A 23,108-nucleotide genomic window follows, 5' to 3' on the forward strand; every position below is an offset into this window, starting at 1 on the left:
ATTTAAGAAGAACTCATTGAAGAGGAAGTTATGGCAAAAGTTGGATTCATCGGTCTGGGTGTCATGGGTGCGCCAATGGCCGCCAATCTGCAGCAAGGCGGCCATCAACTCTTTGTGCATGATCGAAACCCCGCGCCGTCGGGCTTGATCGAGAATGGCGCGACGCTCTGCGAGTCCGGCAACGCGGTGGCACAGCAAGCCGACATTGTTATCCTGATGGTGCCCGATACCCCACACGTGGAGTCAGTGCTCTTTGGGGAAAACGGTGTCGCAAGCGGACTCCGTGCGAACCAGATTGTGGTCGACATGAGTTCGATTTCGCCGATTGCGACGAAGGAGTTCGCCAGAAAGATCAACGAACTCGGATGCCAGTATCTCGATGCCCCGGTATCGGGTGGCGAAGTGGGTGCGAAGGCCGCGTCGCTGACGATCATGGTCGGTGGGTCGCAGGCGGTGTTCGACAAGGTCAAGCCGTTGTTTGAACTGATGGGCAAGAACATCACACTCGTCGGCGGCAACGGCGATGGCCAGACCACCAAGGTGGCGAATCAGATCATCGTCGCCCTGAATATTCAGGCGGTGTCAGAAGCGTTGCTGTTTGCCTCGAAGGCCGGCGCGGATCCGGTCAAAGTTCGTCAGGCACTGATGGGCGGCTTCGCGGCGTCGCGGATTCTCGAAGTGCACGGCGAGCGGATGATCAAGCGGACATTTGATCCGGGTTTCCGCATCGAACTGCACCAGAAGGACCTCAACCTCGCCTTGCAGGGCGCCAAGGCGCTTGGCGTTTCCTTGCCTCATACTGCGTCCGCGCAGGAACTGATGAACGCCTGCGCCGCGAACGGGATGAGCAAGCTCGACCACTCGGCTCTGTGCAGGGCAATCGAATTGCTGTCCAGCCACGAAATCGCCAGCAACTAATCGCTACCTGTCGTTATGAATGGACGCGACTGGGCCGGCCATACGCTGCCCGGCGTTTCCAGATGAAATCGGCTTTCCCAACCCGCTTTTACCATTGCGATAGAACTCGCGACTACTGTATTGCGCGTGTTGATCGTATGTGCATCGTATTGATACATGGAGGTTTGTCTCATGAGTTCAGAAGTCGGCAAGATCGCGTTGATCACTGGAGCAGGCAGTGGTATCGGACGCGCCACCGCTCGCAGGCTGTTTCAGCACGGCTACCGTGTGGTGCTCGCTGGACGAAACAAGGCACCCCTCGAGGCGCTAGCCGACGAGGCGCAGCAACTCGGACACGAGGCACTTGCCGTTCCCACCGACGTCACCGACGCCGCTAGCGTCGCCGCCCTCTTCGACGCGATACGACAACGCTACAACCGCCTCGATCTTCTCTTCAACAATGCCGGCCGCGGTGCACCGGCCGTCGATATCGACGAACTCAGTCTGGATGATTGGCACGCCGTCGTGAACACGAATCTGACGGGTGCCTTCCTCTGCACGCGCGCTGCCGTCGCGCTGATGAAAACGCAACTGCCGCGCGGCGGACGTATCATCAACAACGGCTCGATCTCCGCGCATGCACCACGTCCCAACAGTATCGCCTATACGGCCACCAAGCACGCGATCACCGGCCTGACCAAATCGACATCACTCGACGGACGCAAGTACGATATCGCCTGCGGACAGATCGACATCGGCAACGCTCTCACCGATCTCGCGGCACGCATGGCAAAGGGAGTGCCACAGGCCAACGGCGAAATTGCCGTCGAACCGCTGATGGATGTCGAGCACGTCGCTGGCGCGGTCCTTTATATGGCCGATTTGCCACTCGATGCGAACGTGCAGTTCATGACCGTTATGGCTAGCAAGATGCCGTTTGTCGGGCGTGGGTAGCAACGAGACAACGGCCGCGGGCGCGTGGCGCGGCATGTGTCTGCGGTGTGCAGCTTGCGCATGGGAGACGATTCTTGTGGGCTAAAGAGTCAGCGTTTCGTGCGCCTTGACGATCTCGCTTGCTACCACCTCGATCTGCTCGCGCTTGAGCATCGCCTTTGAGCGTAGCAACTGATACGCGTGTTCTTCCGATACGCCGCGCCTTTCCATCACGAGCTGCGTGGCCTGCTGGATCACCCGAACGCTCGCTTGCTTTTTCTCGAGCCGTTCAATGTATCGATCGCGCGTTCGCAATGCCTGACATTGCGTCAACGCCACCGCAATCGAGGTCAACAATCCGAATGAGCGGACCGGCGACGGTATCACCGCCAGCGCGTTCAGGCGCAGCACCGCTGCGACGGTGATCGGATTTTCGTAGGTCACCACCGGAATCACAGGCGGCGACATGATGGTTCCAAGCCACGGGAAATTGACCGAGCGGGTTTCGGGGCGCAGCGCCATCAGCACTAGCCCGGTTCCGAAGGGCAAGCTGTCGAGTGTCGGCCAGCAGACCTCCACGTCGCACCCAATGCATTGGAGTTGCGCGACAAGCTCGTCGCCATCCGATCCTGTGGATGAATCACAACAACGTTCAGTCAGCGCAAATCGCGCAGGATCGCTAAGGTATCCGCGGTCCACTTCATCGTTCCGCCCTTGCATGTAAGCACGCGCGACCCGTGTCTGCGGGCCGCTCCGGCGCGCTGCACAATATGACACTGGGATCGGTATTCAGCAGTACGCGTCGCAGAGCCAGTGAAGCAAGACTCGCAGCCTCGTCTGCGGGCCCTACCTCGACTGGGTTGAATGCATCGTCGGGGCCCGGAGGAAGCATGTGCAAATTCGCATTGTGTTCAGCGTTCAAGATCGCGCCCCTCTTCAGGAGAGAGTGAAAAAGTCGTCGAACAAAGGTAGCGGTCAAACAGGCTCTGACTGCGCGGCCATTGCATACGTACTGAGGAGAAGCCGACCGTACGGCGATAAACGGTCCTGCCATGCCACCGCACGATCGCGTACCCGTCGTATGAGTTGCTTTCGATATGGATCCGGCTATGAAGAACATGTGACACGATGATTCCTTGAAGGCGCCAACGAGGAAATCGGTCGGGCGGGCATCCGGAAGCGCCATGTCGGGGGCCGAACCGCGAGCTTCCGCTGATGTAACGGCGAGGGTGTAGCGATGAGAGAAGATTAGGCCGAGCCCGAGGGCGAATCTACTCTACGGTTGGATATGCCAATGCCGCACTAGAGTACCCCGGTTATACGGACGTATAAGCACCGCGAGGGAATACAGGACGCCAATTCTGATTGGGTCCGAGATACGGCCGGCATTAATACGAGTCATTCGTCAAAACCGAAGGTCGCCGGCGTTGAGCACCGAGAAATGTAACGTCGTTTCGATCGATGGCAGCCACGAAGGCGCTCCGCGCAACGTACCTCGTCACTGCGACTATGCTTTGTATCAACACAGCCGCTGTCAGACGGAAAATGCCTGTCCCAAAGAAGTGCACCGGTGCGCCAGCTACAAAAATGGCTGTCAACGCAACCAACTGGATCGAAATCGCCGCTGCTGACGCGACTATCAGATGTGCACGAAAGGTACTTACGTTCTCCGGCGCTTTCAGTTCGGCAATCACATGGCCGAACTGAGCCTGGTTCTCCTGCCGGCTCGTGGCTTCCGCATAACCTGATCAAACCGTTTGACGTAGGCCAGAAAAAAGACCGGCATCAGCAACCTGATGGTCACCGTGTGCACTGGCGATCAGTATCAGTGATGGGAATAGATCGAGTGGGCATCCGCGATCGTCATGGGCGCACCCTCCTGCGAAGAGCCACTCAACACGCCACCCACGTCGGGGTTGCTCGATGGCATCACGTCATGCGCGTTGAGGTGGGCCTCTGCCGTCTGGATATTGGCGGGATAATTCAGTTTGCTCGGCCGGTAGCCGGCCTGTTCCAACTTGATCAGGTCCGACTGCACGTCCGCACGCGTCACTGACACACTCGCGTTCTGAGCGAAGGAGGCGGTCGGGAGTGCGAGCAGCCCCGTAACCAGGGCAGCATATAAATACGACTTCATCGTGGATTACCTCAGAATGTGGGTTTGGTCGGCTTTTAGCAGTGGTCGAAACCATTGATCTCCCGCCTCGCCGCAACGGGAGTGAGCAACGGCTATTTTGCATAGCGAAAGTGGACGCGTGCTGGCGCTCACGTTGAATCGATGTCCTGTCTGGATTTGGACGCCGGGAGTCAGCCGCCAATTGTTCCTTGCATCCATGAGACGCGGACGTTCGCCGAACACGACAGCCAGTAGATCACGCATTGTCATCGTCCACTGCGCTCGATCCATGACCGGATAAGTGTCCCGATTTATGACTTTTTTGTCATTTCCGGTCCATCTTGACGCAAGGAAGTCTTTTTACAATTACCTGTCCGCTGTTTCGAAGAGCCTTGCTGAAGCGTTTCCCATAACCCAATTGACTTTGCCTCAACGCGATACGCTGCGCAGATGCAATTAGCGTCATGTACTATCCGCATTGAATGCACGACTTGCTGTGCGAAAGGGTTTTCATCATGCGTATCCTGATCGTCGAAGACGAACCGAAGATGGCCTCGTACCTTCGCAAAGGGCTGATGGAGGCAAGCTTCACCGTCGATGTCTCTAACGATGGCAACGACGGTTTGTTCCTTGCGCTCCATGAAGACTACGACCTCATCGTACTCGACGTCATGCTCCCGGGCATCGACGGGTTCGAGGTGCTCAAGCGCTTGCGAGCGAAAAAACGCACACCCGTGCTCCTCCTGACGGCGCGCGATGCGGTCGAAGACAAAGTCGCCGGACTTGAATCGGGGGCGGACGACTACCTGGCCAAGCCGTTCGTCTATTCCGAATTTCTCGCGCGGATTCGCGCGGTGCTGCGCAGACCCACGCAATCGGTCGACCCTGTGCTGCGTGTCGGCGATATGGAAATCGACCTCCTCAGGCGCCGTGTGCGCCGCGGTGACGTCCGCATCGACCTGACCGCGCAGGAATTCACGCTCGTGAAACTCCTCGCCGAGAGGCAGGGTGAAGTGATCACGCGCGCAGTCGTCACGTCACACGTCTGGGACATGAACTTCGACAGCGATACGAACGTCGTTGAAGTGGCTGTCAGACGTCTGCGCGCAAAGATCGACAACCCATTCGAGAAGAAACTGCTCCATACGGTCCGTGGCATGGGCTATGTGATGGAAGAACGGCCATGACTGCCGCCGACGGAGCGTACTCGCTGCTCAGGCGTCTGAGTGTCGCTTTTACCGTCGTCGCCGTACTGGTGCTCTCGCTGGCCGGCGCCCTTCTCTATCATTCGCTGTCGAGCCAACTCATGGACCGCGACGACAGCGAGATTTCAGTCCAGCTCGGCGGGTTTCTCGCCGCAGCCCGCGGATACGGCTCGGCAGAGGCGATCGGCAAAAATAGCGGCGTGTTTCGCGAGGCCTTGCTCGCGCATCCCGCAATCTCATTCGCCATACTGGATGGTCAAGGAAGGATATTGGCCGACCTGAGCCGTGGGGACCAGCCCTTGCGTTCGATTGGGTCTGGCAATCCGGCAGAACAACAGACTTATTCATGCTCTCCCCCGTCCATCGGGCCTTCTCGCTGCGTATTCGGCGACGAAACGTTGCCTTCAGGTGAACCGATTCGCGTGCTGCTCGCCCATGAAGCGAAGGAACGCTACTCCGTCCTTCGCGATTATCAAGGCGATGTATGGCTCGTGCTCCTCGGTGGTTCCGCGCTGATGGGTCTGCTCGGCTACGCCATCGCAAAGCGGGGATTGAGGCCGGTCAAAACCATCGGCCAACGAATCTCGCGCATTGAAGCCCACAATCTTGGTGAGCGCCTCGATATCGGCTGCGGACCCGTCGAACTCCATGACATCGCGGGTCCGGTGAACCGGATGCTCGACAGGCTTCAACGTGCATTTGCGCAACTCTCGCAGTTCTCGTCCGATCTGGCGCACGATATGCGCACTCCGCTTGCCAACATGATCAGCGCATCGGAAATCACTCTTTCGCGTGAGCGATCCACCGAGGAGTACGAAACACTGATCGACTCGAACATCGAAGAATGCCAGCGCCTTCAACGGATGATCGAGACCATGCTGTTCCTCGCGCGAGCGGACCATTCAAAGGAACTGCTTCGGCTGGGCGTACTCGATTGCCATGAAGAGTTCGCAAGGCTCACCTCGTACTTTGAAGGAGTGGCCGAGAACAAGGGCGTCCAATTCGCCATCGACGGCGCGATCCAGGTTCGCGCCGATCCGTCGATGCTTCGACGCGCCCTCAGCAACCTGGTATCGAACGCGCTTGCGCATGCTGACGCCGAATCGAAGATCGCGCTGCGCGCCTACCGGTCTGACGAGTATGTCGCCGTGGAAGTCACGAACACCGGCCAGACCATCCCGCCCGAGCATATCGACAAGATCTTCGACCGCTTTTATCGAGTCAATTCCGCGCGGCAAGGGTCGGCGAAAAACATGGGACTGGGCCTCGCCATCGTGCGATCGATCATGGAGTTGCATCGTGGCCGGGTCGACGTCGTGAGCCGCACCGGCTTGACGACCTTCACGCTTTACTTTCCTTGCGTTACCGAGTGACACCCTGAGTCGCCGTGCCGCGCAATCGCGCGGCATTCTTTTCTCGCAGAGTTCCGTTAGCTGATCCGCTCAAGACGGCGCGCCCTGGCTCGCGCCGCGTCCGCCTTCCGTCCGCAAACCAACGGCGCAATCTGTGCTTGCCTCCCCAAGATGTCCGAAATGACATCTCCCCGCCACCTCGCAATCAGACGCTCAACACGAAAATACGCTCTCCCGCACTGAGGGAAGCGGTCGCGATCCCTCGGCGTCCCAACGTTTGTTCAACCATCGAGAGCTTTCGTGAACATCCGCTATCGCAACCGTCTGCAGTTGTCTGTCGGTGCAGCGGGCATCCTCGTTCTTTGCGGTGCCTTGTTTTCCCTCCACTCGCGGACTTCCCCCGCGGCTAGCGGGTCAGCGCCGCCAGCCACGGCAGTCGATCAGGCTGCGCCTCTGCCCAATACCGTGGACCTGTCGCCCGAGGCGCTCGCGAACGTCAAATTGCAGTTCGCGAAAGCGGAGCTTCGGCCCGGAGTGCATACGATTGCCGCTACCGGTGTTGTCGCGTTCAACGCGAAGCGGCTCGCGCAGCTAGGCTCTCCTTCAAAGGCAAGGATCGTCGCTGTCGATGTTGCCGCGGGCGACCATGTACGCGCGGGGCAACGGCTCGCCACACTGGACGAGTTCGACTTGAGCGACGTGCGTAGTCAGGTCGCAAGTGCGTCCGCCGCGGTGGCGGACGCGAATGCTGCAGCCGATGCGGCCAATGCAGCACTGCAGCGCGGCACCGAGCTCGTCACCGGAGGCGGCATCGCGCAGAGCGAGCTCGACCGCCGCCGTGCCGCTGCGGTCAATGCACAGGCCATGCTGAAGTCGCGGCACGCAGACCTGCAAAAGTGGCAAGGCATGCAGCAACGCCTGATGCCGATCGGTGCCCCGGCGAGCCGAAGCAATGGAACGGACACGCTAGGCCGGCAGACTCCGGGCGATTCGCTGGGGGCGCTAGTCGCGCCGTTCGACGGTGTGATCAGCAGCGTGGGCACCGCCGCCGGCAACATCGTCGACATGTCGTCGCCGATTGTGACGCTGGCCGATCTTTCGACGATGTGGGTGCAAGCCAACGTCCCTGAACGCGATGCCGCAGAAGTACGCCCCGGTCAGACGGTGCTCGTTCACATTGATGCGTATAGCGATCGACAGTTCACCGGCCGCGTCATCGATGTTGCCGACCAGGTCGACACCAACACCGGCACAGTCGCGGTCCGCTGCGAGCTGCCCAATGGCGACGGCGCACTCCGCGCCAATATGTTCGGCACGGTCGATATCCAGGCGCCGCTCGGTCGGGACGCGACGCTTGTACCCGACGCGGCGCTCCAGGATGTGAATGGACAGCCAGCCGTATTCATCCCTACCGGCAACGGCCGTTTCGCGTGGCGCGCCGTTCGCACCGGCTATGCCGCCGACGGCATGACACAGGTTGTCAGTGGCCTGTCGGCCGGCACCTCCATCGTCGCCGACGGCAGCTACTGGCTGAAGGCCGCGCTCATGAAGAGCACCATTCCCGACGAAGGCTGATCCGCGAGCGCACGCCATGATTACCAAACTTGTCGAGGCGGCACTGAAAAATTGCGCCGCTGTTTTGATTTTCGTTGCCGTACTGATTGTCGCCGGGCTCCCGGTCGTAAAAGCCCTCAAGGAAAAGTACCGCGAGCACATCATTGAAGGTGGCCGGGAGCAGGGATGAAGCGCGACATGGACCTGATCCGCGAGCTGATGCTGAAGCTGGAGACGCTGCCAGTGCCGACCGCTGGAATGGTGGTGGTTGACGCCACCAAGGTGAGCGTCGAAGGCTACACGGCGGAACAGATCGACTATCACCTGTCGCTGCTGGAGCAGGCCCGTTTCATCCATGCGGGAGGGCTGGACTTCGGCATGTTGGGTCCCGGATTCGGCCCCGGGGTTGGGCTTTTTGCGCCTGACCTGGGCGGGCCATGACTTTCTCGATGCCATGCGCAGCCCGGATGTGTGGAACCGGATCCGGCAGGCCGCATCGGCGGCCGGTGGTTTCCCGGTGGATCTGCTCGTGTCTCCCGCGAAAAGCTATCTCGAGGGCAAGATCAAGGGGTGATCGGTGGCTAATACAGCCCTTGCCGTAGAACAAAGTAAAGTCGTCACCAAAAGCGAAGCAATGTTGTCAAAACCCATTTGCGCGTATTTCACACGACTGCTTCGGGGTGACGAACAGAGGAAGCTTCCGCCTCACCAAAGCACTGGCACTGTTCGCCCAAGTCCGCGAGCTGCAGTCGCGATTCTCGCTCCCAAGGGCAAATTCTGCCTTGCCATACGCTTGTTGAAATGTCGAGCGATGGAAACGATGGTCCTTGCGCATCGCAGGCTTCGTTGCGAAAGCTAGCGGGGAGCGAGACGCGTAAAGCGAGCCGGATTGCGCACAACCATAAGTTATCCCAACGAGGCTTGCGTTGAGATGCAGGTGCTGCGTCGATTTGGGCATCAGGCACTGTTAGTCTCGATTCGCACACATGCACTTGCGCTACATCGATGCACCGCCCGTTGATATTTTTACCGTTCGAAACCCGAACACGATTTTGAACAAATCTTGTCGGAGGCCGGTATTGATAGTAGTACAAATGATTTAGGTAAGCTGACCGTTACTGGGGATCGGGCAACGCGCGCCCCATCTTCTGCCAGGAAGGAACGTGGCAATGTAAGACGCTCAAAGCTTCGCAAACCGCCGACAACGCTCGCCATCCGCTCGAGGAGGTAGCAGTCGAGTCCGAACGCCAACTGACAAGTTTACTTCGGACTGGTGCGAGGTGACGACATTACTTTGCAGCCGAACGAAGCAATAGTGTCACCTCGGAGGTTCCGGCCTTGTCCTGGCAGGCATGGGCCAGTGACAACATTGCTGTGCGAGACGAAGCACGAGGCTCGGCGGCGCCGAGCGCAGTGCATGATCATTACATCATTGTTCGATCATGCTGGAGGATTTGCGTGACAGTGAACCCGCTGTGCGACCAGCGGTAGCCTGCGCGTCCTTACCCGATTCGCTCTACGATAGCAAACAGCCGCCGTAGCCGCATCACTGGGGTTCTGAGCCGCTTCGCCCGAGGCAACACTGATCTGATTGAGGGTATTGACGATGTCGCCAGCCGCGTAAAGATGCCGGATGCTAGTCCGCTGATGTTTGTCGGTTCGCACCATTCCGTCGTCGTCCCGCTCCACTTTCAGTCCCAACACGTCGGTCCGAGCATTGCAGCCCATGACGGGATAAACAGCGGCTCCATCGAGACTGATGATCTGAACCCCTCGATGGGCACCTTCGGATTCGTCAAGTCGCGATAGCTCGATCAAACCGATACCACTGGCGACAGCCGAATCCACTTCAGCGCCCGATAACGCATCGAAGTCGGACGCCACCACGGAAACGTCGCGCGAGCACGTTCGCATGAAGACAGCATGCGATAGCGCACATTTCGCTGGCCCCACTGCGATGCGCTGACCATCGGTCTCGTAACCGTCACAAATGGGCAGAATCGAAAGAGACCCCGACGCGTCAGTTCCGCCGCGTTGGGTACCGATGGCAGTCCATCCCGAATGCCTGCGGCCAGCAACACACGGCTAGCATGCACGAAGCGCACCGCTCCTTCTTCGATGCGGGCGAGCAAGATATAAGGCGGCGGTCAGGCCGGCGGGCCCCGCGCCGCCGACGATTAACAGTCAATTGAACTGGTCATTCGCAAACGAAGCTCCATAAGCTGCTCACAGCAGACGACTCCCTGTTCACACAGGACAAGAAAGCGTGGGCGCGCGCGACTCCCGGTTATGCTTCCGCCGGCGCGACCGGCAACCTCTCAGCCGCCGACGTCTCGTCAATGGCGGCGTTGCTATCGCCCGTTCCCACGGACTGTCCCGCGCTCATCAGGTCGATCGCCTCGACGATTTCAGCGGGGACCGCGTAATGCACCATGTGGCCCGCCCCACGCGCGATGACGAGCGTGCTATGCGCGATTTCACGATGCAATCGCACAGAATTCGCTTGGGGATCAATGACCTTGTCATCCACCCCCGCAAAGATGCTGACTGGCATCTTGAGGTCCGGATAAAGGGCACTGAACCGTGCTGCGGCGGGAATCATGAACGCGGCATCCTCGGCCTCCGCTTTGATCTGCACGGGACGGAGGATCACTTCCCGGGAGACAAAGTTAAAGAAGTCGGCTGGCGTGGGCAACGGGGAGAACATCGCTTCGACGGTCCGCTTTAACAACAGCCGCCCGGTCAATGGCGAAACCGTGTAACGCAGGACATCACCCACGATGGGAAGCGCTGCCGGCGCGACGAGCGCTACATCGGCGCGTGCAGTCGGATAGTAGTACCCGGAAACCAGCACCAGGCCCCGTAAGTCCGCGGCGCCGTCGGCCGCCATACCCAATGCGACCAGCGTGCCCCAGGAATGTCCGAGAACCACGGGTTGGTCGACGCCGATTTGCACGAGCGCCTGTCGAATCAGTGCTGCCTGAGCCGTTGCAGTCCACAGTCGGTCGCGTGGCCGACCGCTGTACCCGTAGCCGGGGCGGTCGAACGCGATCACGCGGTACCGCTCAGCCAACCGGTCGATCAACCCGCTGGCGATGAAATCCTGCAACAGTACGGCATTTCCATGCAGGAGCACGACAGCGGGCCCGGTGCCCTTGTCGACGTAGTGGAGCGGTACGCCATCCACTTCGACAAAGCGGCCGACGGGCGGGTTGTCGCGTTCGGCTTTGCGGGCGCGATGCTCGACCCATAGCGCGCTGATAGCGGCGGCGGTCGCTGCAGCTGCAAGTGCTCCGATGGTTTTGGTGGGTACGGCAACTTTGTTGAACGAGCGGCGCATGATTTCTCCGGAATGCCGACGGGCGGAAGACGATCCACTTCAGGAGAAGATCGGCCGCCCTGCCGCGGCGTGAATGTTCGATAATTTCGTCTGCGCCGATTCTCGCGGCCAAACAAACAATGGATCTTCCGGCTTCTACCGCGCAACGATCATGCCGCGAGGTGCAATTGCACCAGCCCACCTGAAGTGCCAGCCGTGATACCGGTCACTTCGGTGCATCGCCAGGCGCGGCGCGCCTTATACAACCGATACGTGCCATATGTTCAATCTGAGGCCCGCTCCATCAACGGTTCAGATCCATCGACTTGTCTATGGACAGAAAGACCGACGCCGCGATCATGCGGTGGCATTCGGTTCAAAACTTACCGGCGGTCCGACGATGGCGGCACGCGTTCACTCATGGAGACCCGCAGTTGGCGGCAATCGATGTGGGAACGGCAGGAAAGAGCGTTTAGGTCTGTGCGACGCCCGCCCTCGGCCACGAGCTCGGGAGCCAAGGACATCGCGTGCGGGCAGGCGTTGAATAAACCTCGAGGAAGGAAACCGCGGAGTGGTCTGCTGCGGCCAGCGTCTTCGCTATGGCGATCGATCAATCTGACCGGTCTGTGTTGCGGGTGGACGACGGGCGATGCCGACCTCTGGAGAGGCACGGATGCGACAACGGAGAACATCGCACGTGCGATCAGTGTTCCGACGACGGCTGTAGGACCTTGGATGGGGCCGAAGGCGCGACCGTCCGCTCGTCGGCCATGCTGACACAAAGCCGACGGTTTTGAGTGGAGATCGAAGCAACGCGCTCATTGTCGGGCTGCCTTTAGTGGTGCGCGAATCGGTACGGTGCGCGTCAGGATGTCGATGACGAGCATCGGCGCGCAGCAATGGCGGCAGATGAAGGTCGGCCGTCAATGCGCGCTACGTGCTGGGTCGGACTGCGACAGTCAGCAACCGGTGATGTTCATGCTGTGCGGGCCGGTGCGGCACGCGGCGCGTCTGCCACCCAATGCGCCGCATTCGCTTCAGGTGTTCCCGCAAAGGCTCACCTCACCCGGGGACGTTCCGGTCGACGCGCCGGATCCAGACAGTGTTCGCGCATCTTGCATAGGGGCGGATATCAGTATGGCTCGTGTTGACACAGACTCGACTTTGCAGTGGACCCGAGTTGATGCGATTCTGGGAGCCTGACCCGGAGGACCGCGCATGGCGTTCGATGACAATGTGCTCGAAACCCGACTGGTACGCGTGCGCGGCCAGGTGCAGGGGATTGGCTACCGCGAAGCGTGCGTGCGGCGCGCAAAAGAGATGGGCGTCACCGGCTGGAACTTTTCGCGACAAAACCGGCTCCTCCGAACCATATTTCACTGTTGCCGCGACAAATCGAAGATGAGCGCCGCTTCGACCCATTTCTCGCCGGGTGGGGTCCACGGCGTCGGGACCTGGAAATTCCACATCAGGCGCTGCCATTCCATCAGCACCGGATCGTTTGCCTCAGCATCCGCAATGCGCTGAGCGCTGAAGATTGTGTCATCCGTCTCCATCAGCATACATAGCCGGGTCCCCAGCCGGAAGATTTCCATACAGGTGATGCCCTGACTGCGGAGATGTTTCGCCACCTCCGGCCAAATCTGGCGGTGCATGGCCTCGTAGTCGGCGATAAGATCAGGGGAATCCTTGAGGTCCAACATCAGGCAGCGTCTCATCGCATTCTCCGACGGTCGTGTAATTTGCTGCACTTTCCGTGCAGCGCAATGCTGTGATTCAAACCTGCTTTTTCCTTTTTGACTGGAAAAAAGACCTGCAGCACGGCGGTGGTCCCAAGAACGAACCTAGCAATTGACGCTCTCTTTCCTGTCCCTTCGGTCAGTAACGGAGGAGTTTCATCTTGTCTTTTCCTCGTTGCTGAGACGGCACCGAATGGTGCAGTTAATTTGACCAGCCGCCATCGATCAAGTGGATCTGGCCGGTCGTAAACGACGACTCATCGGATGCGAGGTACAAAGCGAGCGCTGCGATCTCCTCGGGCTTACCCACACGTCCCATTGGCTGACGCGCGACGAACGCCGCATGCACCTGCTCGACACTCTTCCCCTGCTGCTTTGCCTGTTCAACGATGCGCTGCTGCAGCGACGGTGAATCGACCGTGCCTGGGCAGATCGCATTGCAACGGATCCCGCGCGTTACAAAATCGGCGGCGACCGCCTTCGTCAGGCCAATCACGGCGGCTTTCGATGCGCCATAGACAAAGCGGTTTGGCACGCCTTTCACGCTCGACGCCGCCGATGACATGTTAATGACTGAACCGCAGCCTTTCTCCAGCATCGCAGGCAGGAACGTGCGAATGGTGCGATACATCGGCTTCGTTAAGGTCAAACACCAGATCCCAATCCGCTTCAGTCGTTTCCAGGATGGAACCAGCGTGCACAAAGCCCGCACAGTTAAACAGAGCGTCGAGCGCGCCAAGCTCTTGCGCCAGAATATTGACTGCCGCGGTATCACGAACGTCGAGCTTGCGTACTTCGAATGGCTTGCCTGCCAGCGATTCAATGCGAATATCAGTTGCGACTACGTGAGCGCCCTCGGCAGCGAAGCGTTCGGCGGTCGCGAGCCCGATGCCTTGGGCTGCTGCAGTAATCAATACCTTCTTCCCTGCCAGTCTCTGTGTCATCTGTTAAGACTCCAGTTGAAATTGCGGTTGGCCCATACCGGGCAACCTGATACGCGGCCCAGCAGCTCGCCCTTGGGGGCATTCCAGCGGCCCTTCACAGTGGTTTAACAAACTTCACAAGCGATAGAATGCTCCGGCGTTCGCACCGAAAACCGCGTCGCGCGCCGCGTCGGACAGTGACGCAAGCAAAGTGTTCGCCACCGAATGCCATAACAGGTAATCGGCGTTCATGTTGAGCACAGGCCGGTCACTGCCCACATCAGGCGCGCCCGACCGAAGGCATTCAGCAAATGATCGACATACGGTCGTAGGGTCTCTTCAGTCCAGCCGGGTGCGGCTTCGCTTTCGAGACCCGAAAGTTTGCAATGAGTATTCGGCAGGCGCGCGAGGCGCGTGATTCCGTCGGCCCACGTTCGCCAGCCAGCATGGCCATCGCGGACCGGCGGCTTCGCGCCATGATCGACGACGATGCGCAACTGCGGAAAGCACGCCGCAAATGTCTCGAACGCATCGACGTGGCGCGCGAAAATCAGCGCGTCGAAGGCGAGGTCATGCGCGAGCAGCGCTTCTACGGCGGACGCTAGTGCAGGATTGGCGATCCAGTTGTCATCGGCAGGTCTTGCAGCATCGGGCGCACACCCTTGAACTTCGGATCGCGTGCAAGCTCGGCGATTATTCCAGGTGCTTCGGGCACGAGCATCGGCACCCAGCCGACGACGCCCCCAATCGACGGCTCACGCGCCGCGAGCGCCAGCAGGTAACGGGTCTCAGCCAGAGTCGGCGCGGCCTGCACGACGATCGTGCGTTCGATGCACGCAGCAGACGCCAGGGGTGCCAGATCTGCCGGCAGGAAGTCACGCCACAACGGGCCCAGCTCGGGGATGAGCCATCCGTAGTCGCCGCGGCTGCGCTGCCAGAAATGCTGATGCGCATCGATCTTCATGAACGCTCCCGAGCGAGCTCGCGGACATGCGTCGCTGCCGCGCGCTCGCTCGGCACCGGCGCCCGTTGATCGATCAAGCCGAGTTCTTTCAGCTCACGCCAGAACGCGTGTGGAATCGGGAGAGCGAAACCGCGTGCGTTATCGATCATTTCGTCCGGTGAACGCGCGCCCGTCACGATGCTTTTCACCGCCGGATGTGCATACGGAAACTGTAACGCGGCAGCGCTCAGCGGTACGCCGAACGTATCGCACACTGCGACAAAACGCTCGACGCGAGCCACAATTTCCGGCGGCGCGCTCGCGTAGTTGAACGCGGGGCGCGAGCCATCCGGACTGTGTGCGGGAACTCCACGTCCGCGCGCAAGAATGCCCGAATTGAAAGCGCCTCCGATCAGCACGCCGACGCCGCGTGCGTCGCAGATCGGTAACAGGTCGTCAAGGACAGTCTGCTCGAGCAGCGTGTACCGTCCCGCGAGCAGCGCGCAGTCGAGATCGAATTCGCGCAACGCATCGACGATCGCGGCACTCTCATTCACGCCTAGCCCCACTGCGCGAACGACGCCCGCCGATCGCAATTCGTCCAGCGCCTTGAATCCGCTGCCAGAAAGTTGTCGCCAGTAATGCGCCGCTGTCTCCGGTTCGTTGCCGTGCGTATAGCTGCCGATGTCGTGCACCAGCAGCACGTCGATACTTGACATCCCGAGGCGTTGCAGACTGTCTTCGAACGAGCGCAGTATGGCGTCGCGCGTGTAGTCGAAACGCGCCTTGAACGGAAACGGATTCGCCCAGCCGCCCGGCGAGACGGCTGCGCCGCCCGCATCGGCGGGTGTCAGTATCCGCCCTGCTTTTGTCGATAGCACGAATTCGCCGCGGTTGCGACTCGAGAGCGCGGCGCCCAGCCTGTGTTCGCCCTTCGTATAGCCGTAGAACGGCGCCGTATCGAAGTACCGCACACCGGCATCCCAGGCTGCGTCGACCGCGGCGAGTGCCTGTGCGTGGGTCACGTCGCGATACATGCCAGCGATGCCCGCCGATCCGAAACCGAGCGCGCTGAACCGCAATGGTGTGGGACGCTCGCGCATGCCCGTCACCGCGTCTCTCCCAGGCTGCGCGCGGTCCATCATCCGCCTCGCGCAGCGACACGTGCGGCGGGCGTACCGATCGACTTGTGCACGTGCTGGCTCGCGCCAATCACATCCCAGTCCCAATCGATGCCAAGACCAGGCTCATTCGGCGCGACCGCGTACCCCTGCTCAATCTTCACACGCGAGCCCGTGAGAGTGTCGATCTGCGGAATGTATTCGACCCACGCCGAGTTCGTCACCGCGGCGCACAGGCTCACATGCAGTTCCATCAGGAAATGCGGGCAGATCGCGATGTTCATCGCCTCGGCAAAATGAGCAATCTTTAGCCACGGTGTGATGCCGCCGACGCGCGCCACGTCTGCCTGCACGATCGAGCAGGCATCTGCCTTCATATATTCGGCGAACTGCGCGGGGTGATACATCGATTCGCCGACCGCGACCGGCACCGCTGTGGCCGCGCTCAGTTGCCGATGGCCGGCGATGTTTTCGGCGGGCAGCGGTTCCTCCAGCCATGCGAGGTACAGCGGCTCGAACGCGTGCGCTCTCCGCAGCGCCTCCGAGAGCGTGAACCCCTGATTCGCGTCGACCATCAACTCGAAGCTGTCCCCCACCGCTTCCCGCACGGCCGCAAGTCGCCGCACATCTTCGGAAAGATGCGGGCGCCCCACTTTCAGTTTTGCGCCGCAGAATCCGAATTCCTGTGCCTGCAGGGTCTGCTCGACAAGTTCGCTCTCCGACAGGTGCAACCAGCCGCCCTCCGTCGTGTAAGTCCGCACGCGCGGCTTCGCACCGCCTGCCGCAACCCACAACGGCAGTCCGGCCACGCGCGTATTGCGATCCCACAGCGCGGTATCGATTGCGGCGAGCGCGAGACTCGTGATCGCACCGACTGCGGTCGCGTGCGTGTGATAGAACAGATGCCGCCAGATCGCTTCATATTCCGCGGGATTGCGGCCGATAAGTTGCGGCGCCAGATGGTCGTGCAGCAACGCGACGATCGACGAGCCGCCCGTGCCAATCGTGTATGTGTAGCCTGTACCGGCGCTGCCGTCACTACAACGGATCGTGACCAGCACCGTTTCCTGGATGACAAACGACTGGATCGCATCCGTGCGCCGCACCTTCGGCTGAAGGTCGACCTGCCGGATTTCTACGGTTTCGATGAGGGTCATGGTTGTTCTATCCTTTGACGCCGCCAAGCGTGAGACCTGCAATCAGGTGTTTCTGAACGATAAATGTGAGGATGATGGCCGGAATGATGATGATTACGGCCATGGCGCACATGCCGGCCCAGTCCACCGTGAACTGCGCGGTAAAGTCCATCAAGCCGACGGGCAGCGTTTTGGTATCGGGGCTGCGGCACAGTTGCGACGCCAGCGCGAACTCGTTCCAGCTAGTCAGAAACGCGAAGATCGCAGCCGACGCCACACCCGAGCGGGCGAGCGGCAGTTCGATATGCCAGAACGCCTGCCAGCGGCTGCAGCCGTCGATCTGTGCGGCCTCGGCGAGTTCTGCCGGCACTTCGCGAAAAAACCCGTCGATCAGCCAGACCGTGAACGGCACGTTCATCGCGAGGTAGACGAGAATCACCCCGATATGCGTGTCGAGCAAACCCGCCCACGCCCACAGCATGAAGATCGGTAGCGAGAGCGCGATGCCCGGAATCGCTCGCGTGAGCATCAGGACAACAAACATTAGCTTCTTGTGTCGGAACTCGAAACGCGCAAACGCATAGCCGCCGGCCACCCCGACCACGATCGCAGCGACCGTGCTCGCCAGAGAAATCACCATCGAGTTAACGAAGTACTGGCGAATCGGCAGCGACGCCATCCCTCCAAAGCCAAACACATTGCGAAAGTTGTCGAGCGTATAACTGCCGGCATCAAGCAGTGGCTGGTTCGACAGAATCGCGACATTCGAGCGGAAGGCATTGAGCATGACCCAAAGGCCTGGCAAGCAGATGACCGCCATCACGAGGAAGACTGCGAGCCACAGAGCGCTCCGTTTCATCGGAGCTTGCAGCGAATCGAATGTAGAAGCGTGATTAAAAGTAGTACTCATGATGTCAGGCCGGCCCCATGTGTTTGCGCGCTGCGTTGAGCTTGCGGAAAAAGTACAGCGTGAACAGCACCGATACGAGCACAGACACGTAGCCGATGGCATTTGCGTAACCCATGCGTGAATCGTCGTAGGCGATGCGGCCTACCATCGTCCAGAGCAATTCGGTACGTCCGCCGGGACCGCCGTTGGTCATGATGCGCACGATGTCATAAGCCCGGCCCACGTCCAGCGAACGGATCGTCATCGCGATATAGATGAACGGCATCAAGTACGGCAGCGTCACGTAGCGGAAGGTTTGCCACCTGGTGCAGCCGTCGACTTTGGACGCTTCGATCGGATCCTTCGGCAGAGCCATCAGGCCAGCGAGCAGAATCACCGCGAACACCGGCGTCGAATTCCACACCTCCGCCGCGATCAACGAAGCGAGCGCCGATCGCGCATCGACCAGAAACGGAATCGTGGTCTTCAGTCCGAATACCGTTTGCAGTACATGGTTGACGACGCCCGTGCTGTCGTTAAGCATGAACTTGAACTGAAAGCCGACCAGCACCGGAGAAAACATCATCGGGAACATCATGATGGTGCGCAGCGCGCGTTGGCCTTTCACAATCTGGTTGAGCAGCAGCGCTATCCCGAGGCCGAGCAACAGTTCCAGATTCAACGCAATCGTCAGGAACAGCACAGTACGACCGAACGCGGCCCAGAAATCCTCGCCCGCAAACGCGCGCAAGTAGTTTCGCAGACCGACGACATTCCAGATCGTGTCAGGCTCGATGAGCCGGTACGCGGTAAAACTTGTGTAGAGCGAAAAAAGCAGCGGCAGCACAACGACGATCGCCACCGAAACAAACGCCGGCAGCAGCAGCCTTAGCGGCACTGCCATGCTCTCATGCAGGGCCGGCCCGGGGGATTGTACGGCAGGCGAATAGCGGATATTGAATCGCATATTGGAGCGCATATTGAAGCGGGGAAAAGCGGATCGACTGCATGGCGCGGCGCGCGGGCCGCGCCATGGATGTCACTAGTTGGATGCGTCCTGCATGATGTCGGAAACTTTCTTCGCCGCATCGTCAAGCGCCTGCTGGGCGGATTTGTCGCCGATCAGCGCCTTCTGCAATTCCGGCCACAGCGCATTGGATATCTCGTCCCATTGCTGGATCCGCGGAGGCGTAAAGGCGTCCTGCTGAGCCGCCGTGCTGAACACCGAGATCGCATGCGCCATATACCTATCTTGTTTTGCCTCGAACTCTTTCACGACCGCTTGCTGCGCATCGACCCGCGACGGGATCGTCCCGAGCCGCGCCTCCACCATCTGCGAATCGAAGCTGGTCAGGAACTGGATGAAGCTCGCCGCGACTTCCGGGCGGTCACAGGTCTTCGTGATCGAAAAGCTATGCGAGCCTGACCAGCCTGGCCGCTTGTTGGCAGTGCCGAGCGGCGCCGGCACCACGCCGACCTTACCGGCCATTCTGGAAGTCTTGGGATCGTTGTAGAATGAAGCGAAGCCTGGCCAGTCGAGATCCAGCGCCACTTTGCCTGCAGCGAAGTTGTTGCCGAGATCGTCCCAGACATAGCTCGGCACCCCCTTGGGTACGGCCCCCGCCTTGTATAAATCCACGAACCAGTTCAGCGTCTTGACACCGGTCGGCGAGTTGAACGCCGGACGGCTTTTTCCATCCAGCAACTGGCCACCATTGGCGATCAACAACGAGTAGAACGTGCCAGTGATCGCTTCGTCCTTGCCGGGAAACTGCGTGCCGTAAAAGTTCGGCGCTTTGGTGAAGAACTTCGCCTGCTGCGTGAATTCAGCATAGTTCCTCGGCGGCGCGAGCGGCTCGCCGAATTGCTTCTGATAGGCACTCTGGTTGATCGGATCGTCGTAAGCCGCCTTGTTGTAGTAGAGCGCCTCAATATCGACCGAGCGCGGAATCTGCACCAGATGTCCATTGATCTCGGACTGCTTGAGCAAGCTCGGCGAGAATGCCGCCAAATAACTGGCAGGGAACACGCCCTTCAGATCACGGAAAATCGGGTACTGTGCGGAAAAATTCGTATGGTTGGACGATATGCAATAGTCGATATGGCCGGATGCAATGTCCTGCTTCAGTTCGCGATCGAGCTCGAAATGGCTCTTGCGCGACACGATCTCGACTTTCGCACCCGTCTGTTTTTCCCACAGCGGAATGCGCGCATAGAGCGCCTCGTACTGGACGCCGCCGATCAGCTTGACCCGCAGCGTGTAGCCCTTGTATTCGCCGTCGGCATGTGCGAGACCCGACGCGACAACACCCGCGAGCGCAAATACCGAAGCTGCGAGCCTGAACATGGTTTTATAACGCATCCTTGCCTCCTCTTGTATGGGTTCCGCCGTGGACCGCGCGGCTCGCCGGCGGCAACTGTGTAATGCGAGCCCCGCGACGGTTTGGCTCGCAATCCTGTTTAGCGCAGCCGTCGCCCGCTGGTGCGGTCAAACACGAATGCTCTGGCGGGGTCCGCTAGCAGCGAGATGCTAGTGCCGGCAAGCACGTCGGTCCGGCCGTTCAGCATGACGCAGCAGGCCTGGCCGGCGACCGTACCGAACAGTTCGGTCGCCGCACCGGTAGGCTCAACCACTTCGAGCGCGAACGGCATGCCGTCTGCGCCAGCAAGGCTGAGATGCTCGGGACGGATCCCGTACGTCACCTCCTGTCCCTGCGCGGCGTTGACGGGCGGCGCAGGGAACGCGAGCTCGCCAATGCGCACGCATGCGCCGTCCCCATGCGGCTCGTAAATCCCCTTGAAGAAGTTCATCGCAGGCGAGCCGATGAAGCCCGCTACGAAGAGATTGTCAGGATCGTCATATAGCGCAAGCGGTGTGCCGATCTGTTCGATCACGCCACCGTTGAGCACGACGATGCGGTCTGCCATCGTCATCGCCTCGATCTGGTCGTGAGTCACATAGACGGTCGTGGCGCGCAAACGCTGATGCAGAGCCTTAATCTCCGCGCGCATCTGCACGCGGAGCCTCGCATCGAGATTCGAGAGCGGCTCATCGAATAGGAACACCTTCGGGTCGCGTACGATCGCGCGGCCCATCGCCACCCGCTGCCGCTGACCGCCCGACAAATGGCGGGGATGACGATCTAGCAGATCCTGCAGACCCAGCATCGTCGCCGCCTTTTGCGCCCGAGAGGCAATCTCCTGCTGATCGCGATTGCGCAGCTTGAGCGCGAACGTCAGGTTTTCGAGCACCGTCATGTGCGGATACAGCGCGTAGTTCTGGAAAACCATCGCGATATCGCGATCGCGCGGCGGCCGCGCATTGACGATTTCGCCGTCTATCACGATGCGCCCATGGCTGACGCTTTCGAGGCCCGCCAGCGCACGCAGCAGCGTGGATTTCCCGCATCCGCTCGGCCCGACCAGTACGAGAAACTCCCCATCCGGAACCTGCAGGTCGATCTGCTTCAACACCTCCTGCTCGCCAAACGACTTTCTGACCTGCTCGAATGCTACGGCTGCCATCCGCCCTCCTTCCCGGGTTAATGCGTAACCGGCCGTTGAGCGCAACTGACCACTCTCGCCGTACGATCAGGGAAATTGTATATATGAAATACCGTTTTATTGATGAAAACTTCGTAGGTGTTTTCCCCGTCCATCAAACGGATTGTTGGGCTCCCACACGGCATTCAGTCGCCCTACAATCCGTCTGGTGATCATGTGCGCCATTTATCTGCGATTTCAGGAGGAAACTTGAACGCCAACGCAACGCGCTATTCGGCACCGGCACTGGAAAAAGGTCTGGACATCATCGAGCTGCTGGCGGACCACGCGGATGGGTTGTCTCTTGCGGAACTCGCAAAAGAGCTCGGCCGCACCACCGCCGAAATATTCCGGATGGTTGTGACGCTGGAAACACGCGGTTACCTGCACACGATCGGCGACCGGTATGTTCTGTCGCTGCTGCTCTTCCAGTTGGCGCACCGGCATCAGCCAGTGCGCTCGCTAGTGTCGACCGCACTGCCGCTGATGTCGCAACTCGCCAAGGAGGCCGGGCAGTCGTTTCACCTGTGCGTGTATCAGAAGGGACGCGTGCTGATCGTCGCGGGCGTCGAAAGTCCGGAACGTTGGGGCTTTGCGTTGAAGGTCGGCACGTTGATAGGACTCACCGATACCGCGTCGGGGCAGGTACTGCTCGCCTTCCAGGAAGAACCGCAACGCGTCGAGATGCTCGAGCTGCATGTTCCTGTGGACGGCGAACGGGCCGTGGACCCACAACGGCTTGCGAAGGACCTCGCGCAGATTCGCAGGCACGGCAACGCGCGCATGTCCAGTCGGCAGGTCAAGGGGGTGAAGAATCTGGCCTACCCTGTGTTCGGCTTGGACGGTCATGCCATTGCGGCGCTGACTACCCCATATATCGAGCGAATCGACGATGCCCCTGTGCCGTCGATGGCCGACGTCGGTGACATGATGAAGCGCGCCGCAGAAACCCTCACTTCATTGATGGGCTTCAATGTCTATTGGGATGCAGCTTCGCAGCCCGCGCACCAACCCGAGCCTCGATGAGACTCAAGAGAGCCGGTCAGAAGGTAGTGGACCAACAGAGAAATTCACGTCACCGGATGGGGCGAATGGTGTCAGCGCGCCCAGGATGGTTCTGATAATGGCTCTGTTGCAAATAGGGTGAGATGAAGGCCGATGGTCTGCTGCCTGAAGACACGAAGGTCCGGTCCTCAAAATATCTGAACAACGTGATCGAACAGGACCATCGCCACATCAAATCCAGAACCAACCTGATGCCTGGATTCAAGCGGTTCAGGAGCGCCGCGACCGCAATTTCAGGTATCGAATTGACGCATCGCATTCGCAAGGGCCAGTTTGATCTCACGGAGCTCGGCCTCAAGGAGACCACTGCGCCCACCGTATGGAATGCGGTACTGTCCATTCGATAAGTTATCCTTCCTATGAAAAACTTCTG

General features: G+C 59.9%; 20 protein-coding genes and 4 pseudogenes. 11 read left to right on the forward strand and 13 right to left on the reverse strand.

Annotation, left to right across the window (positions count from 1 at the left end; genetic code table 11):
- Positions 1-30: 30 nt before the first annotated feature.
- Positions 31-918, forward strand: a complete 888-nt coding sequence (gene glxR / locus RW095_RS06075) for a 2-hydroxy-3-oxopropionate reductase (protein WP_317015134.1) — start codon at positions 31-33, stop codon at positions 916-918.
- Between the two features lie 171 nt (positions 919-1,089).
- Complete coding sequence (locus RW095_RS06080; RefSeq protein WP_317015136.1) at positions 1,090-1,851, forward strand: SDR family oxidoreductase; 762 nt, start codon at positions 1,090-1,092, stop codon at positions 1,849-1,851.
- A gap of 81 nt (positions 1,852-1,932) precedes the next feature.
- Here the strand turns inward: RW095_RS06080 and RW095_RS41320 are convergent, their stop codons facing one another.
- Positions 1,933-2,550 carry an ANTAR domain-containing response regulator gene (locus RW095_RS41320; protein ID WP_394365001.1) on the reverse strand — a complete coding sequence of 206 codons (618 nt, stop codon included), beginning with the start codon at positions 2,548-2,550 and terminating at the stop codon, positions 1,933-1,935.
- Between the two features lie 1,105 nt (positions 2,551-3,655).
- Positions 3,656-3,967 (reverse strand): DUF4148 domain-containing protein, encoded by a 312-nt coding sequence (locus RW095_RS06090; RefSeq protein WP_317015139.1) that lies wholly within the window; start codon positions 3,965-3,967, stop codon positions 3,656-3,658.
- A gap of 494 nt (positions 3,968-4,461) precedes the next feature.
- On the opposite strand from RW095_RS06090, the gene RW095_RS06095 reads away from it, so the two are divergent.
- The 6 genes from RW095_RS06095 (at position 4,462) to RW095_RS06120 (ending at position 8,631) form a co-directional block, all read left to right on the forward strand.
- Complete coding sequence (locus RW095_RS06095) at positions 4,462-5,133, forward strand: heavy metal response regulator transcription factor (protein WP_317015140.1); 672 nt, start codon at positions 4,462-4,464, stop codon at positions 5,131-5,133.
- The gene (locus RW095_RS06100; RefSeq protein WP_317015142.1) at positions 5,130-6,524 is read left to right on the forward strand and encodes a heavy metal sensor histidine kinase; all 1,395 of its coding nucleotides are present in this window, start codon (positions 5,130-5,132) and stop codon (positions 6,522-6,524) included. Before RW095_RS06095 ends, RW095_RS06100 begins: the two co-directional genes overlap by 4 nt.
- Before the next feature lie 279 nt (positions 6,525-6,803).
- Positions 6,804-8,078, forward strand: coding sequence for an efflux RND transporter periplasmic adaptor subunit (locus RW095_RS06105; protein ID WP_317015144.1), 1,275 nt, complete (start codon positions 6,804-6,806; stop codon positions 8,076-8,078).
- A gap of 16 nt (positions 8,079-8,094) precedes the next feature.
- Positions 8,095-8,247: a hypothetical protein gene (locus tag RW095_RS06110; RefSeq protein ID WP_317015145.1), complete on the forward strand. Its 153-nt coding sequence runs from the start codon at positions 8,095-8,097 to the stop codon at positions 8,245-8,247.
- Entirely contained in the window at positions 8,244-8,498 is a 255-nt protein-coding gene (locus RW095_RS06115) for a DUF2513 domain-containing protein (protein ID WP_317015147.1), read from the forward strand. Before RW095_RS06110 ends, RW095_RS06115 begins: the two co-directional genes overlap by 4 nt.
- Positions 8,473-8,631, forward strand: a complete 159-nt coding sequence (locus RW095_RS06120; RefSeq protein ID WP_317015148.1) for a DUF2513 domain-containing protein — start codon at positions 8,473-8,475, stop codon at positions 8,629-8,631. Before RW095_RS06115 ends, RW095_RS06120 begins: the two co-directional genes overlap by 26 nt.
- Positions 8,632-9,497: 866 nt before the next feature.
- Here the strand turns inward: RW095_RS06120 and RW095_RS41325 are convergent.
- Both RW095_RS41325 and RW095_RS06125 read right to left on the reverse strand, forming a co-directional pair.
- A complete protein-coding gene (locus RW095_RS41325; RefSeq protein ID WP_394365002.1) occupies positions 9,498-9,971 on the reverse strand; it encodes an FAD-dependent oxidoreductase in 474 nt (157 codons plus the stop codon).
- A gap of 373 nt (positions 9,972-10,344) precedes the next feature.
- Positions 10,345-11,397, reverse strand: coding sequence for an alpha/beta fold hydrolase (locus tag RW095_RS06125; RefSeq protein WP_317015150.1), 1,053 nt, complete (start codon positions 11,395-11,397; stop codon positions 10,345-10,347).
- A gap of 1,197 nt (positions 11,398-12,594) precedes the next feature.
- Here RW095_RS06125 and RW095_RS06130 point away from each other — a divergent pair.
- Positions 12,595-12,732: pseudogene (locus tag RW095_RS06130) on the forward strand (acylphosphatase); the annotation flags it as partial.
- Positions 12,733-12,752: 20 nt separating this feature from the next.
- Here RW095_RS06130 and RW095_RS06135 read toward each other — a convergent pair.
- The 9 genes and pseudogenes from RW095_RS06135 to RW095_RS06175 all read right to left on the reverse strand — a co-directional run bounded on the left by RW095_RS06135 (position 12,753) and on the right by RW095_RS06175 (position 21,652).
- Positions 12,753-13,094, reverse strand: coding sequence for an L-rhamnose mutarotase (locus RW095_RS06135; RefSeq protein ID WP_317015151.1), 342 nt, complete (start codon positions 13,092-13,094; stop codon positions 12,753-12,755).
- Between the two features lie 223 nt (positions 13,095-13,317).
- Positions 13,318-14,059 (reverse strand): annotated as a pseudogene (locus tag RW095_RS06140) (SDR family oxidoreductase).
- 114 nt (positions 14,060-14,173) lie between these two features.
- Positions 14,174-15,002: pseudogene (locus RW095_RS06145) on the reverse strand (amidohydrolase family protein).
- Positions 14,999-16,123, reverse strand: a complete 1,125-nt coding sequence (locus tag RW095_RS06150) for an aldo/keto reductase (protein ID WP_394365080.1) — start codon at positions 16,121-16,123, stop codon at positions 14,999-15,001. The pseudogene RW095_RS06145 and the gene RW095_RS06150 overlap by 4 nt, the downstream one beginning before the upstream one ends.
- Entirely contained in the window at positions 16,123-17,259 is a 1,137-nt protein-coding gene (locus RW095_RS06155) for a mandelate racemase/muconate lactonizing enzyme family protein (protein WP_317015153.1), read from the reverse strand. Before RW095_RS06155 ends, RW095_RS06150 begins: the two co-directional genes overlap by 1 nt.
- 7 nt (positions 17,260-17,266) lie before the next feature.
- Positions 17,267-18,097: a carbohydrate ABC transporter permease gene (locus RW095_RS06160; RefSeq protein WP_317015155.1), complete on the reverse strand. Its 831-nt coding sequence runs from the start codon at positions 18,095-18,097 to the stop codon at positions 17,267-17,269.
- A 55-nt stretch (positions 18,098-18,152) separates the two neighbouring features.
- On the reverse strand, positions 18,153-19,031 hold the full coding sequence (locus RW095_RS06165) for a carbohydrate ABC transporter permease (RefSeq protein WP_317015157.1): 879 nt from the start codon (positions 19,029-19,031) through the stop codon (positions 18,153-18,155).
- Between the two features lie 138 nt (positions 19,032-19,169).
- Entirely contained in the window at positions 19,170-20,489 is a 1,320-nt protein-coding gene (locus RW095_RS06170; RefSeq protein ID WP_317015158.1) for an ABC transporter substrate-binding protein, read from the reverse strand.
- 98 nt (positions 20,490-20,587) lie between these two features.
- On the reverse strand, positions 20,588-21,652 hold the full coding sequence (locus tag RW095_RS06175) for an ABC transporter ATP-binding protein (RefSeq protein ID WP_317015160.1): 1,065 nt from the start codon (positions 21,650-21,652) through the stop codon (positions 20,588-20,590).
- 228 nt (positions 21,653-21,880) lie between these two features.
- On the opposite strand from RW095_RS06175, the gene RW095_RS06180 reads away from it, so the two are divergent.
- Together RW095_RS06180 and RW095_RS06185 are read left to right on the forward strand one after the other, a co-directional pair.
- A complete protein-coding gene (locus tag RW095_RS06180; protein WP_317015162.1) occupies positions 21,881-22,696 on the forward strand; it encodes an IclR family transcriptional regulator in 816 nt (271 codons plus the stop codon).
- A 161-nt stretch (positions 22,697-22,857) separates the two neighbouring features.
- Positions 22,858-23,082 (forward strand): annotated as a pseudogene (locus tag RW095_RS06185) (DDE-type integrase/transposase/recombinase); the annotation flags it as partial.
- Positions 23,083-23,108 lie beyond the last annotated feature (26 nt).

The sequence above is a fragment of the Paraburkholderia kirstenboschensis genome, from assembly GCF_032806925.1.
Classification (GTDB): Bacteria; Pseudomonadota; Gammaproteobacteria; order Burkholderiales; family Burkholderiaceae; genus Paraburkholderia; species Paraburkholderia kirstenboschensis.